The sequence below is a fragment of the Algoriphagus sp. AK58 genome (assembly GCF_014324365.1).
GTDB lineage: Bacteria > Bacteroidota > Bacteroidia > Cytophagales > Cyclobacteriaceae > Algoriphagus.
This window is the reverse complement of sequence record NZ_QEIG01000008.1, coordinates 388,577-403,012: the sequence shown is the minus strand read 5'-3', so window position 1 is coordinate 403,012 and position 14,436 is coordinate 388,577. Positions and strand designations below refer to the sequence as shown.

At 45.2% G+C, this 14,436-nt stretch carries 15 protein-coding genes; 8 read left to right on the top strand and 7 right to left on the bottom strand.

Going from position 1 to position 14,436, the window contains the following annotated elements:
* Positions 1 to 52 precede the first annotated feature (52 nt).
* From DDT91_RS08580 to DDT91_RS08555, 6 genes are all read right to left on the bottom strand, one after another.
* On the bottom strand, positions 53 to 2,317 hold the full coding sequence (locus DDT91_RS08580) for a TonB-dependent receptor domain-containing protein (RefSeq protein ID WP_187175761.1): 2,265 nt from the start codon (positions 2,315 to 2,317) through the stop codon (positions 53 to 55).
* Positions 2,318 to 2,392: 75 nt separating this feature from the next.
* Entirely contained in the window at positions 2,393 to 2,749 is a 357-nt protein-coding gene (locus DDT91_RS08575; protein WP_187175760.1) for a hypothetical protein, read from the bottom strand.
* Between the two features lie 13 nt (positions 2,750 to 2,762).
* Complete coding sequence (locus tag DDT91_RS08570) at positions 2,763 to 3,899, bottom strand: hypothetical protein (RefSeq protein ID WP_187175759.1); 1,137 nt, start codon at positions 3,897 to 3,899, stop codon at positions 2,763 to 2,765.
* An 11-nt stretch (positions 3,900 to 3,910) separates the two neighbouring features.
* On the bottom strand, positions 3,911 to 4,639 hold the full coding sequence (locus DDT91_RS08565) for a DUF542 domain-containing protein (RefSeq protein WP_187175758.1): 729 nt from the start codon (positions 4,637 to 4,639) through the stop codon (positions 3,911 to 3,913).
* 108 nt (positions 4,640 to 4,747) lie between these two features.
* Complete coding sequence (gene queD / locus DDT91_RS08560) at positions 4,748 to 5,158, bottom strand: 6-carboxytetrahydropterin synthase QueD (protein WP_187175757.1); 411 nt, start codon at positions 5,156 to 5,158, stop codon at positions 4,748 to 4,750.
* 1 nt (position 5,159) lies between these two features.
* The gene (locus tag DDT91_RS08555) at positions 5,160 to 6,947 is read right to left on the bottom strand and encodes a hypothetical protein (RefSeq protein ID WP_187176138.1); all 1,788 of its coding nucleotides are present in this window, start codon (positions 6,945 to 6,947) and stop codon (positions 5,160 to 5,162) included.
* A 217-nt stretch (positions 6,948 to 7,164) separates the two neighbouring features.
* On the opposite strand from DDT91_RS08555, the gene DDT91_RS08550 reads away from it, so the two are divergent.
* From DDT91_RS08550 to DDT91_RS08525, 6 genes are all read left to right on the top strand, one after another.
* Positions 7,165 to 9,285 carry a ribonucleoside triphosphate reductase gene (locus tag DDT91_RS08550; protein WP_187175756.1) on the top strand — a complete coding sequence of 707 codons (2,121 nt, stop codon included), beginning with the start codon at positions 7,165 to 7,167 and terminating at the stop codon, positions 9,283 to 9,285.
* Complete coding sequence (gene nrdD / locus DDT91_RS08545; protein ID WP_187175755.1) at positions 9,269 to 9,439, top strand: anaerobic ribonucleoside-triphosphate reductase; 171 nt, start codon at positions 9,269 to 9,271, stop codon at positions 9,437 to 9,439. The genes DDT91_RS08550 and nrdD overlap by 17 nt, the downstream gene beginning before the upstream one ends.
* Positions 9,405 to 10,106 (top strand): anaerobic ribonucleoside-triphosphate reductase activating protein, encoded by a 702-nt coding sequence (locus DDT91_RS08540; protein WP_370539302.1) that lies wholly within the window; start codon positions 9,405 to 9,407, stop codon positions 10,104 to 10,106. Before nrdD ends, DDT91_RS08540 begins: the two co-directional genes overlap by 35 nt.
* A 158-nt stretch (positions 10,107 to 10,264) precedes the next feature.
* Positions 10,265 to 10,882: a trans-aconitate 2-methyltransferase gene (locus DDT91_RS08535; protein ID WP_187175754.1), complete on the top strand. Its 618-nt coding sequence runs from the start codon at positions 10,265 to 10,267 to the stop codon at positions 10,880 to 10,882.
* 23 nt (positions 10,883 to 10,905) lie between these two features.
* Positions 10,906 to 11,295: a DUF302 domain-containing protein gene (locus tag DDT91_RS08530; RefSeq protein ID WP_187175753.1), complete on the top strand. Its 390-nt coding sequence runs from the start codon at positions 10,906 to 10,908 to the stop codon at positions 11,293 to 11,295.
* Positions 11,296 to 11,332: 37 nt separating this feature from the next.
* Positions 11,333 to 12,007: an HPP family protein gene (locus tag DDT91_RS08525; protein ID WP_255502056.1), complete on the top strand. Its 675-nt coding sequence runs from the start codon at positions 11,333 to 11,335 to the stop codon at positions 12,005 to 12,007.
* Positions 12,008 to 12,407: 400 nt separating this feature from the next.
* Here DDT91_RS08525 and DDT91_RS08520 read toward each other — a convergent pair whose 3' ends face one another.
* Complete coding sequence (locus DDT91_RS08520) at positions 12,408 to 12,830, bottom strand: GreA/GreB family elongation factor (RefSeq protein WP_187175752.1); 423 nt, start codon at positions 12,828 to 12,830, stop codon at positions 12,408 to 12,410.
* Positions 12,831 to 13,235: 405 nt separating this feature from the next.
* On the opposite strand from DDT91_RS08520, the gene DDT91_RS08515 reads away from it, so the two are divergent.
* Positions 13,236 to 13,667 (top strand): Rrf2 family transcriptional regulator, encoded by a 432-nt coding sequence (locus tag DDT91_RS08515; protein WP_187175751.1) that lies wholly within the window; start codon positions 13,236 to 13,238, stop codon positions 13,665 to 13,667.
* A 49-nt stretch (positions 13,668 to 13,716) separates the two neighbouring features.
* Positions 13,717 to 14,436 (top strand): iron-sulfur cluster repair di-iron protein, encoded by a 720-nt coding sequence (gene ric, locus DDT91_RS08510; protein WP_187175750.1) that lies wholly within the window; start codon positions 13,717 to 13,719, stop codon positions 14,434 to 14,436.

Here is a 14,436-nt window from a genome sequence, read left to right as displayed (position 1 = left end):
AAAGACCTGCCAGGTTTTCAATACCTGGCAGGTCTGCATCTTGGTCAGCCAATCAAGGAAACTTAAAACTTACCATCACGAAGTAATTTCTCCCCGGTGCATACATCGGCGTTTTGTTTGTTCCGATGGGACGGGTTAAGTGCTCGTAGTACGTTTCTCCGAAGAGGTTTTGAATTCCACCTTTGACCAAAAGCATATTTCCGATGGGATAGCTGGCATCTAAATCAAGTAGGGTGAAACCCGGAGTACTGCCTTCTCCAAATGCCTCCGAAACTCGCTCTTGAGCCAGTACATGTCTCAGATTGAGACCTGCTTGAAGCTTTCCGTCCAATAAATGACCCCGTAAGCCATAGCGGAGATCTAAAGGCGCAATTTCGGGAAGTGGCGCATCTAGAATCAGATCTTTGCCATATGTGTAAGCTACCCCAAGGTTATGGCTAAGGTTAGCGCCAAGTTGCTGTTTGAAATTGAGTTCGAAGCCAGTCTTTATCGCCTCCTCTATATTCACATACTGACGAACTCCCGGACTGGTAGCCAAGCGAGGCTTGAGGTTTGTTTTTACCGAAGAGATGTAGTCGGTCATATATGAGCCGAAAAGGGTGAGTTCGAGGGAGATTTTTTCACGGCTGAATCCAAGCACCAAGTCCAGTTCGTTGTTGTTTTCGGGCCTAATCTGCGGGTCACCCACCAATTCCCATGGATCCATTCCCACGGCCAGAAAGTTGATGTATCGCTCCAGAAGGCTTCCGCTTCTCCTTACACTAGCAGCCCAAATACCGAGGCTAAACGCCTTTCCCAAATCCCGTTGTGCACCGATACTTATTCCCGGATTGAGTTGTGTGTTTTCTACATCACTATGCAACTGAGCGAATTCCTCTGCGGCATTATTGGCCACAGCCTGATTTACTTCCAATCGACCGGAGGTACTGATGACAGTTCCTCCTACTGGGATAAGGTAATTGGCGAAAAGTCCGGTTTTTTGGATCTGCGAGTCCTGCCATAGATTGTCATAAAAAGTTTTCCCTTTCATGGGGCCCATGGTAATGGCACGGGTTCGTGTGCCGTCGGCAGCCTCCTCTTTGAAATCCACTCCAGCAAAAAGTTTTCCCTGAGCAAATTTCCATTCACCTTCGCTACGGAATCCCCAATTTTGGGTGATCGCAGGTGTGGCTGCATCCATCATGCGGGGTTCGCGAAGCAGATTGTCCATCAGATGATCCACTCGGGTGAAATAAACGGAGTTGTTCCATTGGGCCAGGTTCCGCCCAGAAAAGTTGCGCGTATGTTTGAGGCTTCCCATCCAAGTGTCATCGGTACGTAAATCCATTCCAAGAGAAGGGAAATCCACATCTCGGGCAAAGTTGCGGTTGACCGATACTTGCATCAGATCTTTCTTTGAAGCCATGAAATCAGCATAAAAGCCCAATGTTCCTCGTTTGAAATCCGCTGGAACAGGATTTCCATCTCCATCGATGTAGTCTTTTCCTGTGGAGTAGCTTCCCAAGACTCCGATGTCGTAATTGGTTCCTTGAAATCCTACACGGGCATCATTTCTCCAGACATCGCCGTTGGACTCTAAAAGAGAAGAAATTCTGCCATAAACTCCCGGAGTGGAGCTGAAATCGGGAGTCTCCTGAATGTAATTGATAGTCCCGCCTAGTCCGATTCCATAGCGTAATGCATGGGGGCCTTTGAGAATTTCAATTTCTCGGATGCGGTTGAGGGCTACTTGGGAAGTTGGTGGATCCATGCGGTTGGGACAGGCTGCATTGGCCGATTGGAGTCCATTCACCACGATGTTGAGCTGATCAAACTTAAAACCTCTCAAGACCGGATCAAAGCCAAAGCTGCTGCTTTTGCGGATGCCTGAGACCACGGGATCAAGTCCTAGAATCGCTCCCGCGTCATGGTGAAGTCGCTCCTGATCTGAGATGAGGATTTTCTTGTCTTTTTCTTCACTCATTTTCAGGGCAATGACCGACACGGGCTGAAGGCCATGAAGCTGTTCTTTTCTGGAGATCACTCCGTTTTTGATGGCTAGGGATACTGCCAAAGGGTCGAGTGTCCAGCTGCCATAGCTAAGGTGGCTGAGGTAAAGCCAAGTTTCATTATCGGTCAACAGGTAAATTGCACCACTTTCGTCTGAGATTCCTTTTTGAAAACCATAGCGGTAAGTGACACCGGGGATGCCCTCGAGGGTGATCTGATCGAGGATACGTAGAGATTGTTTTTCCTGGGCAAAAGCAGGATATTGGATATGGAGTGCCATGGCAAGGACAAAAATCGTCCTGGCAGCCGGCGAGAAGAGCTTTTTCATGATGATGGGATTAAGAAATCAAAATGGATCTGAGACTTGTATCCTTTGATAGTTGATTAGGATCTCAAGAAAAAATCACACTTGGGGAGGATGAAAAAAATCAGATCCCCGATCCGGAGAGTGGGGCATTTTGTGAATTGGGGTATTTACGATTTCAAAGTTTTCTTCAGGAATGAAAAGTCCAAGTTTTTCCTGATTTTTTGGCAAGAAGGTCAAAGAAAGCTCTTCGAGGGTGATTTCTGCCTGATTCTCCTGTTGGTCCTTGCTATTGGATAGTCTTTTCGATAGCTCGCATTTTCCTTCACATTGGAGTTCGGGTTTGTCTTTATTGACACAATGCAGTGCGGTGATTTGCTCCCGATCCAGATAAAAATGAACCTGAATCAGCGTGTAGCCCATCCCATTGAGGAGAATGAGCAGAGTAAGGGCCATATGTAGCCAAGTTTTAAACACGGGGATGCAAAGGTGTGTCGATTTTCAATTCCTCAGGGTGACTAGGGTTACTGTCAGGATGCTCTTTTTTTGATTGCCGGATCTTCCAAAACACTATTCCTGCCATCAGGATGAAATGGACCAGAATCAGGTATCCATTGGCTACGCCGAAGATTTTGCGAAGTGCAACTTCCCCCGACAAACTTGCCAGAATCCTTCCCAAAAGACTCCCTTGAAAACCGAACCATGTGATCCATAACACCGAATGGTAAGGAGTCTCGCGGATCCCAAAAATGGTCGGGAAGATAATTGGTGCATGGGCCCAGATCATGGAAAAAGTAAAACCCAGAAAGAAGGTGTGCAGCATGAGATCGTAGTAGAGCGCATGATTTTCCAGCCCAAGTAAAATCAAACCGTGAAGTCCTAACCACACATAACCGACCCGCAGCCCAATCCCGATGTATCGGAATTGTCCGGGTTTGCGGGAAGCGACTTTTGCCATGTCAAAAATCAACAACCAACCTGCAATCAGAAAGGAAGAGATCCCCATTATTTCATTGCCCCAGGTATGGAAGGGGATGATCAAACCGAGAGTGAATATAGCCAAGAGAGTTTTCAAAGCGTTTTTGGACCATGCGGGGACAGGTAAAAATTGACTTAACTCCAGACGCTCGCCTACGATGGTAAACAGTAGAAAACCAATCCACCAAGTGCTGCCCGCTGCGATGAGTCCAGTCTGCCAGGCAAGAAAATTGCCCACAAACCAAGAAGCTGCGCCTCCATAAAGAAGTGCTGTATGGAATTTAGGGTGCCTGAGCGTCTGTAAATGCATGATCAAACTCAACCCGACAGAGCCAGACATCAGCAGGACAAAGCCTATGCTTGCATGTCCTGATAGAAATCCGATCACCGAGGTGCCTGTCAGCAAGGGAATGATCAGCCAAGCTTTCTTTTCCATGACCATCGCCCGCTCGATCGAAATCAGGGTACCTAGAAATCCTCCCGTCATGATCAATCCATGGTGAATCCCTGCCTCGGAAATGGGAGCGACCAAGCTGCCCAGCCTAATCCAACCCCCTGAAATGCCGAGCACCAAGCTGAGCAAAACCAGTGGTAGTAGATAGAGCGCTTTATTGGAAGCAACAAACATTTCTTTTCCTCCTAGTTTAGATTCTTTTCCAGATTCAAGGCGATTGCCTGAGGAAATAAGATGTTTCGCTCCAAATGCATGTGTTTTTGCAAGCTTACGTCAAATTCTTCCAATAAGGCAAAAGCTACTTTGTAGGTATTGCAAGCATAATCCGGAGGGGAATAATTATGTGTAAGTTTTCTGATTTCCTCCCAAATAGCTTCCTCCTCTTCATGCTCGACCATCAGGTGATAGATCAGTTCACTGATGGGTTGAAAAGAGGGGCCCAAAAGCAAATTTTTTCGGTCAGGATCGGAGGAGATTTTTCTGATAAAGGGGAATACAATTAGCTCCTCTTGTTCAAGGTGTTTTTGCAGATTATCCGTAGAATCTTGGAATAATGCTTTTATTTTTTTCAGGTTTGGTTCATGAGAGCCGTGAACATTGACCGCTCTTTTCAAGAATTTCCTGATCAGAGGGACTCTTTCCCGGATCATTGCATGGTGTTTATTCTCTATGTAATTGGCTAAGAGCGAAAGTGGCCAATTTTTAAAATCAAAGCTTTCCTCAGTGGGTGAGGTAACTACTTCGATCAATTTTTCAAGAATCAACTGAGGATCAGTTTTTTTTCTGCGGCTAGCCTCCGAGATCGTTTCATGCCCTTTGCAGCAAAAGTCAATTCCGAAGGATCGAAATACGAGCGCTGCTCTATAGTCTTTGGAGACGATCTCGCTGATGGATAAGGATGAAATATTTTCCATATAAAAAAGGATAAAGTAATCCTCTTTAAGTTGTAAAGAAAAGGGACTATGTCCCTCTTTGCTATCCAAATTTACCAGCTCTTTATTAAAAGACAAAAATATCCTGTATTATTTTTTCCAGCTTGCAAAACTTCCAGTGGTTTCATACAGCGTAAGGTCGACCAAGTCCAGAGTAGGAGGGAGTTCCTTCCTGATTTGAAGAAAGATCCACTGTATCATTCGTTCGGCTGTAGGTTCGGTTTCCATCCAAGTGATTTTACCTGAGTAGCCTGAGAAAATTTCCCGGTTTTCTTCGCTTTCCTTCAGAATTAAGGCATGATCAAAATGATCCAAAACGGCCCTTTGGAGGATTTTTTTCAAGTCTTTAAAATCCATCACCATGTCGGTATCTGTGTCGATTGGTCCCGTCACGGTCACCTCGAGTTTGTAGGTATGGCCATGGATTTCCTTGCATGGCCCAGGGTAATTGCTGAGTCGATGGGCAGCTTCAAACTCGATTTTTTTGGTAATACATATCATCTTATTCTACAAGCGCAGGTTTTAAATCCTCTAATTTCATCAAGGCCTGATGCAGTTGATCTTTCATTTGTTGGATCACTTCCTCGGTGTCCAGTTGAAACTGATCGATCAGGGACTGGTAGTATTCCGTGCCTTTTTGAAGGTTTGCTTTGAATTTTTCCAAGTAAGTTGCCTGCTTGACATTCACTTCTGGGCCCAGTTTTTCCCATTCGTTTTTGAGGTAATCGATATAGAGTTGGAGCTCCTTGACAAAGACATGAGGCCGCTCGTAGTCAAGTTGAAGTCGGATTTTCCCGTAGATGTGATCGACCATTTCCTTGAGACTGAAGATGCCTTTGAAGTAGGCCAAATTGGGCCCTGGACAGATGGTGACCGCATTCAGATTGCGTTTGGGTTCTCTTCCATTGGCCAAAATGGCAGGCGCGCTCAGTCCTTCGCAGAGACAGTCTTTGGCTAAAGTATCCTCCAAATCTGCCTGAGAAATAGCTCCTGTTTGGAAAAGTTTGGTTTTTAGATTTTGGTACTGCCGGGAAGCCGTGCAGATGGGTTTTTCTGTGAATTCGGTACTGAAAGAGAGAAACTTTTTGTAGCAGGGGCTTCCTGGTCGATTATTTTCTATTCGGTTTTTTCGCTGCTCTTCTCCACTCGAGGTTCGAAGATTGTTGAACGGGACACCAAGAGGAGAGGCATGGCTGAGGAAATAGTCAGACTTTTTAGCTGCCAAAATCCGCTGCAAGGTTTCCTCATCCACTGAAGTCGCTTCAGGGACAAGCAGGAAAGGGCTGCCCCAACCCGTCCCGTCGAGTTGGTAAAACGTTCGGAGAAATTCATCCTCCTCATGGGTACCAATTCCGCCTTGGTAGGTGATTTTAAGGGAAGGCATACCGCAGAAGCTTACTTTCTCCTTTTCCTGTAAGGCTTTTTGGCACAGATCGTAGAGTGCGGTTTTGAGCTCCTCACGGTTGGCTTTGAATTCTTCCAAGATCGGGCCGATCAAAAATCCATCCGTAGCGAAAGCGTGTCCCCCACAGTTCAAGCCCGATTCGATTCGGAATTCCGAAACCCAAAGCCCTTTCTTCGCTAGAAATTTTCCCTGAATCAGGGCAGATCGGTAGTCGCTGACCTTAAGGATGATTCGTTTTTTGATTTCACCCATTGAGTTGGGGAAAAAGTCAGCAAACTGCTCTGCATAGGCATAAAGGGCAGGGTTCATTCCTGCTGAGAAGATCACGGCTCCTTCGATTTTGCTCATGGCAAATCCTCGCAAAGCAGATAGCGCATCCGAAAATTCTCTGGGCAGTTCATTGCCATCTGCGTCTGAGTTGAGTTTATCCACCTTGGTCATGATGTTGACATCGATGCTACCGGGTTGGATCATTTCGCGGATCTGTGCGATATAGAGTTGCTTTTGGAAAAAGTCAGCATCTTTTGCCTCTTGGATAAGCGAATGGATAGGGTGATTGCTTGGCAAAAGATCCAGATAACTCAGAAATGAATCATCTTCAAGTGATTCGAAGTCTTTGATTTCGCTCAGCTTTTTGTCTACCAGATCCTGAAGCAGATTGAGATAGGCTTTGATGCGTTCGGCGCGGTAGTCTGTTGATTTTTCAGAAATGGGAAAAAAGGGTAGTCCTGATTTTTCGGAATAGATCTTTCTCATTTCTTCCAAAAGATGATCATCCATAATAGAAACGACACTGGAAATCCCCAAAGGCGCTACTTTGATCGGGGTGTCCACGGTGTAGCCAAGGCCCATGACAGGAATGTGAAAGGAATGAGGTGTAGACATCATATGAAAATCAGGTGAAGCAAATGGTCAATAGATTGGAGGTAGCAAAACTACCTTCAAAATTTAGGGGCAAAAAGAAACTTGACCTGATATTTCGGACAAAATAGTATGATTTAAATCAGTCCAAAACCTGAGGATTATTAGTAGTCGATTTTCCTTGTTGGCTCGTTTTTTATTCCATATTAGAGGATCAAAAAGTCTTTTAATGGGATATTGTATGGAAAAATATGTAATCAAAAGAGATGGGGAATATGAGCCTTTTGCTCCTTTCAAAATTGAAGATGCTTTAAAAAAGGGCTTTCAAAGTGTTTCGGTTGCCTACGATAGTCGGGTTTTTGATTGGATTTTAGGTTTGCTGGATTCCAAAACGACCTGGGCCGTGGAAGAAATCCAGGATCTGATCGAAAAGGAATTGTATCGTGCTGGCCACTTCGCAGTCATGCGCTCCTTTATGCTCTATCGCCACACCCGTAAGCTTCAGCGAGAGCATGTGGCCGGGCTTAGTGAAGACACCACCTATGTAGACAGTACCCAGACTATTGAGGAATACATCAAACAAACCGATTGGCGAATCAATGCCAACGCTAACACTTCCTACTCTAATGCCGGATTGGTCAACAATGTGGCGGGCAAGATCATTGCCAACTATTGGCTGGATAAAGTGTACAGCAAAGAGGAGGGCTACGCCCATCGAACTGGAGACATTCATATCCATGACCTTGACTGTCTCACCGGCTATTGTGCAGGCTGGAGTCTGAGAGTTTTACTCAATGAAGGATTCAACGGGGTTCGCGGCAGGGTCGAAAGTCGTCCTCCGGCTCATTTTCGGGAGGCTTTGGGGCAGATGGCCAATTTTCTCGGGATTCTTCAGAGCGAGTGGGCTGGTGCACAGGCCTTCAGTTCTTTCGATACGTATTTGGCTCCTTATGTTTTCAAGGATCAACTCAACTACAAGGAAATCGAAAAAGCCATCCGGTCTTTTGTCTATAATCTCAATGTACCTGCCCGATGGGGCCAATCTCCTTTTACCAATGTGACCTTGGATTGGGTGGTGCCCGATGACTTAAAAGACCAGATGCCGACCAGAAACGACCTACATCTCTTCATGGGGATTGATTCGGACTTATTGATGGAAAAGGCCAGAAAACGAGGAGTAAATTCTCTGGAGGACTTGACCTACAAGCACTTTCAGCCGGAAATGCAGCTCATCAACAAGGCCTATTATACCATCATGACCGAGGGAGATGCCAATGGACAGCCGTTTACCTTTCCAATTCCCACAGTTAATATTACGGAGGACTTTGACTGGTACGGTCCCAATACAGATTTGCTTTTTGAAAACACTGCAAAAATCGGCTCCTCCTATTTCCAAAACTTTATCGGAAGCCAATATACCTATGATGAAAACGGCCAAAAGGTCGAAAATCCAAATGCCTACAAGCCTAACGCGGTTCGTTCCATGTGCTGTCGCTTACAGCTCGATTTGAGGGAGCTGCTCAAGCGGGGAAATGGCCTTTTCGGTAGTGCGGAGATGACCGGTAGCATCGGTGTAGTAACCATTAATATGGCGAGATTGGGTTATTTGTATGCGGGCAATAAAGAGGGGCTCTATGAGCGCCTGGATTATCTGATGCAGATCGCCAAGTCCACTCTGGAGAAAAAGCGGGTCTTTATTCAGGAAATGTACGACCGTGGCTTGTATCCCTATACTAAGCGCTATCTGAAGCATTTCCGAAACCACTTCTCCACTATTGGAGTGAATGGATTGAATGAGATGATTCTTAATTTCTCTATAGGAAAAGAGGATATCACAGGCAACTATGGCCAACATCTAGCTTCTGAACTCCTGGAATACATCCGCAATCGGATGAAGGAATTCCAGGAAGAAACCGGTAATCTCTACAATCTCGAGGCTACGCCTGCAGAAGGTACCACTTACCGGTTTGCCAAGGAGGACAAAAAGCGCTTTCCTGAGATCATCCAGGCAGGAATGGGCGATAATATTTACTACACCAATAGCTCCCAAATCCCGGTAGATTTTACCGATGACCCCTTTGAAGCTTTGATGCTGCAGGACGAACTCCAATGCAAATACACCGGAGGCACCGTGCTGCACCTTTATATGCGGGAGAAAATCTCCTCGCCCGAAGCCTGCCGTCGCTTGGTCAAAAAAGTATTGTCCAACTTCAAGCTGCCTTACATTACCGTAACGCCGGTTTTTAGTATTTGCCCGATTCACGGCTACCTCAACGGTGAACACGAATATTGTCCTCAATGCGACGAAGCCCTTTTGAATGACTTAAACCAAAATCCAATCCACTATGCAGACAAACACTGAACACATCGAAACCCAACCTCTGCTTCAAGTCCACGAGGAAAAGCGCACCAAATGCTTGGTCTATACCCGCGTGATGGGCTACCACCGCCCTGTGGAGAGTTTCAACATCGGCAAAAAAGGTGAACACAAGCAACGCACCCACTTTAACGAGTAGACTGGAAAAGGGGAGACCTATTTTCAGCATCTCCCCTTTTACATTGCTGGATTTTCCCGACCGCACGGCCTGCATCCTTTGGTTTGCCGGCTGCAACATGCGTTGTGGATATTGCTACAATCCAGAGATTGTCTTGGGCAAGGGAAAACTGAGTTGGGAACACGTGCAGGCCTTTCTGATTTCTCGAAGACAATTGCTGGATGGGGTGGTCTTTAGCGGTGGAGAGTGTACGATTCATCCACAGGCGATTCCCTTTGTGAGAGAAGTGAAAAAGATGGGCTTTGAGGTGAAAATCGACACCAATGGCAGTAGGCCCGAGGTCATCGGACAACTGATTGAGGAAAATCTACTGGACTATGTGGCCTTGGATTTCAAAGCCATGCCAGAAAATTACTGGAAAGTAACCAAGTCTGATCTGTTTTCCACTTTCGAAAAATCTTTAGAAATCCTCATCCAATCCAAGGTGGGGTTTGAGGTACGAACCACGGTCCACTCGGAGCAATTGACTACCTCGGATCTTCAGGCTATGGAGACTTGGCTAAGGGGAAAAGGCTACCCGGGCACCTATTATTTGCAGCATTTCCGGGGAGATAAGCAGACGCTTGGAGAACTTGGAGAAAGTAGAAAGCCTGTCCTAAAAACCGAAGCAGGAGTGTGGAGAAATTGATGCTGAAGTAAGGATTTAATTTCTCCAATCTTGGATAAAATTTATGGTTATTGGACTTTTTTATTTATTGAATATTCGTGGTTTGCTGAGCTGATCTGTAACCCAAGTCACTGATTAAAAAGACTTTATTATCCACTTTTGAATTTCTTCTATAAATCATGGAAAAAGTCAGGAAAAGTCACTGGGAAACGGTCTATCAGACCAATGATACGACCAAGGTGGGCTGGTTTCAGCCCTTACCGCAGGTTTCCATCGAGTTTATTTCCGAAGTAAATCTTCCCAAAAATGCATCAATCATCGATGTAGGAGGAGGGGATGGATTGTTGGTGGATTGGCTTTTGGAAAATGATTTTGAGCAAGTAACTGTATTGGATATTTCTGCCTCGGCTTTGGAAAAAGCCAAAAAACGATTGGGTAAATCTGCCTCAAGCGTCCATTGGGAGGTGGTGGATGTCATTGATTTTGAACCGGAAAGAAAATTTGATTTCTGGCATGATCGGGCAGTTTTTCATTTTCTCACCGAGCCCAACGAGCAGCTAACCTACCTGAGACTAGTAGAGTGTTCCATTCCTTCGGGAGGGTATCTGCTGGTCATGACCTTTTCCAAATCCGGCCCCAAAACTTGTAGTGGACTTCCTGTCCTGCAGTACGATGTTGCTGATTTGGAGGGGTTTTTCAGTCAGGAATTTGAACTCGTCCAAGGTCTGAATTACGATCATATTACGCCCTCAGGAGCATTGCAGAATTATTCTGTGGGGCTTTTCCGAAGAAAATAATCTTGCACATAATTCAAAAGATCATGAACTATTATCAATCCAAAATCCTAAAATCAGCCGATTTGGCTACGCTCCGAACCAAAGTAGAAGCAGGTCTGAAAGAAGTCGGTTTTGGTGTTCTTACTGAAATTGACATTCAGGCTACCATGAAGAAAAAGCTGGATAAAGATTATCCACCCTTTTTGATCCTTGGAGCCTGTAATCCGGTTTTTGCGGATAAGGTCTTAACTGCCGAGCCACACGTGAGCACACTTTTGCCCTGCAATGTAACCATCCGAAGTTTAGGCGGTGATGAATATGAAGTCGCTATGATGGATCCTGCAGCCGCAATGTCCGTCGTGCAAAATCCTGCCATTGAATCCTTGGCAGGGGAAGTTAGGGCCAAGTTGATGGGTATGCTGGAAAGATTATAAATGAGCTTGTGTTCCGCTTGATTCAGGTGGGAAACTGATGTTAAATTGGTTATTGGCAGGGTTAGGATGTACTTTTACCGCCAAACCTTTTGCCATGCCTACTCCAAAAATAAAAAGAGGACTGAGGAAAGCTCGACTGATAGCCTACCGCGAGACCTCCCATAATCCCGTGGACAACCTTTGGGCTTTTGTGGGGTCATTTTTAGGGCTGAGTAGCATCGGTTTGATGCAGAACATTTTCCATACCGTCGGGAATATTGATGCGCTATTTCTCATCGGTGCGTTTGGGGCGAGTTCGGTATTGCTTTTTGGCATGACCAATAGTCCAGCCGCTCAGCCCAGAAACCTGATCTTTGGGAGCCTGATCTCCGCTTTTATCGGAGTGAGTGTCTACAAGCTTTTTTCGAGCACGGATTACATTTGGATTTCTCCCGCCTTGGCGGTCTCCATGTCCATTTTGGCCATGCAATACACCAAAACGCTCCATCCTCCCGGAGGGGCTATTGCGCTGATTGCAAATATCGGATCGGAGGAGGTGAGGCAGATGGGTTATTTCTATGTGATCAATCCGGTGATGACAGGGATTTTGACCCTTTTTCTGTCTTCAGTTTTGATCAATAACCTTTCTAAAAACCGGTTGTATCCCTATTGGGATGTCAATATCCGAGAGCTGAAGTATTGGGAAAAAATTCAGTTTTGGAAAAGACGATAACCTGCTCCAGTCCAAAATTGGTTCGGTTCATTCTCCTCCAATTCCTTCAGCACCACCCCTCAGGAAAAAGCCTCGAGTTGTGCTGAGTTGGCTTTCTCCTAATTATTTGGAAAAGACTCACACCATAAACGGGATGGGTTTCTCCAGTTCTTTCTCGACCTTGTGCAGCTTTTTTCGATTGCATCGAAATGAGTATTTACTTCTTTAACAAGTTGCTTCTCAAATGTTTTGGGTTGACTACCTCTGTTTTTTGCCGTTAAGATTCAATACTCATTTGGAGAGGGATCCCTTTCCGGGTATGTTGATTCAGGGACAGCTCGTCCGAGGGCTGCAAGATGTAGCTCTCGGCGATCAGTCTAACTTGATGCATTTAACCTTCTAGAGATGGCGTAGGGTCATTTCATACCCTCATTGTTTGGGATGGAGAGGGGCTAGAGTCCTTAATTGGACTGGATTTTTCAACACGGTTGATCTGGAGTTTTTTCAATCCTCCGGGAAGCACCCACTCCACAGTCATCCCTTGGCGAAAGCCGATCAGAGCCACGCCAAGCGGGCTGAGAACAGAAATTCTATTTTGATTCAAATTGGCTTGATGGGGGAGTACTAGTTGGAAATTCATGGTTTTTCCGCTCCCAAGTTCTTTGACTTCAAATTTGGAATTGAGCTGGATAATGTCCTCGGAGATACTTTCATCTGCGATGATTTCAGCAGATTTGATTTCATGTTGGAGTTGGCTTACCTCTTTTCCTTTGAGATGGGAAGGAAGGTTTTGAAGTAGAGTATGGATAGTCTTGTAGTCCGAAATGCTTAGAATAGGTTTCATGATTTTAACTGCTTTGATCAGGTAGTACAAAAGGAAAAGGCCATACTCCTTTTAGAGTTGGCTAGAATAGGAAACTGTGTGTACGGATTTTGCCCTCCGCTTAGTTTTCGGAGGGATACCTGATAAAAGCTTTGCTATGACATACCACCATCTGGGCAACCTCTGCCGAATAGGTCTCAGCAGGGAAAGAAAAATGGAAGAATGGTAGTGAGTGGAGTTTCATTTCGATGAAAAGCTTGGCAAAGATACCCCTTTATTCCATGATTTGCCAATCAGGTTAGGGAATTGAACACTTTCAGGTTTGCTCAGTGGAGTATTCAATAAAATTTTTTTAAAAAAATATTACAGGATATTTTTATCCTTTATTAATTTTCTTTTACATTTGACTCATCAATCCAACAGAAGATGTTTTCCAAGGCCTGTAAATATGCGATCAACTCTATGGTTTTTCTGGCCACCCTGCCGGAAGGTCAGGAGAGAGCAGGGCTCAAGGAAATTGCCTTTGCTGTCAATTCTCCGGAAGCATTTACAGCCAAGATTCTTCAGACCCTCGTTAAAGAAAATTTGCTATTGTCCATCAAGGGGCCAAATGGAGGATTTGAAATCAGCGAGGAAGGGCGTAAGACCCCCTTGTATCGAATCGTTCAGGTGATTGATGGAGATTCTATTTTCACGGGATGCGCGTTGGGGTTGCAGGAATGCTCGGAAAAGCATCCCTGTGCGGTTCATCATAAGTTTAAGGCTATTCGGGACCACTTGACCGGAATGATGATGACCACTACCCTCACAGATATGGCCAAAGGGATCATGAATGGTGTAAGTTTTTTGAAGACCTAAAAAAATTTAAAAAAATAAAAGACAAACAAATCCTTTAAAATTCAAGAAAATGACACTCCTCACAGAAAAGAAAGTTGGAAAAATCGTAGCGGAGAATTTCCGCACTGCTAAGGTGTTCACCGAGTTTGGAATCGACTTCTGCTGTAAAGGAGGAGTGAAACTTTCCGATGCCTGCAGTACTCGTGGTTTGAATGTAGAAGAGGTGGTCGGGAAGCTCGAAGTTATAATGCAGGTGGCTGACCAAAGTCCTTATCAGGAAATGTCGCTTAGCCAACTGATCGATCATATCGTCAGTGTTCACCATAAATATGTAGAAGAGACCATTCCTGCCTTGAAGTTTTATCTCGAAAAGATCGAGCGCGTTCATGGTGACCGACATGCCGAGCTTTCCCAGATTCGGGAAGAGTTTTTTGCGGCAGCGGATGCACTGACTATTCACATGAAAAAAGAGGAGTTTATTCTCTTTCCCTATGTCAAAGCAATGGAAGATGCCAAGGAGAATAATTTCCCTCTTTCCAAACCTCATTTCGGACATATCGAGAATCCCATCGCTATGATGGAAGAGGAACATGACACCGAAGGAGAGAGATTCCGAAGAATAGATTCCCTGACTCAAAGCTATACTCCGCCGGCGGATGCCTGTCAGACGTATCGGGTTGCCTTTTCCATGCTTCAGGAGTTTGAGCAAGATCTTCATACTCATATTCACTTGGAAAATAATGTCCTATTTCCCAAGGCTATGATGCTCTATTCTGATCTAAATCAATGA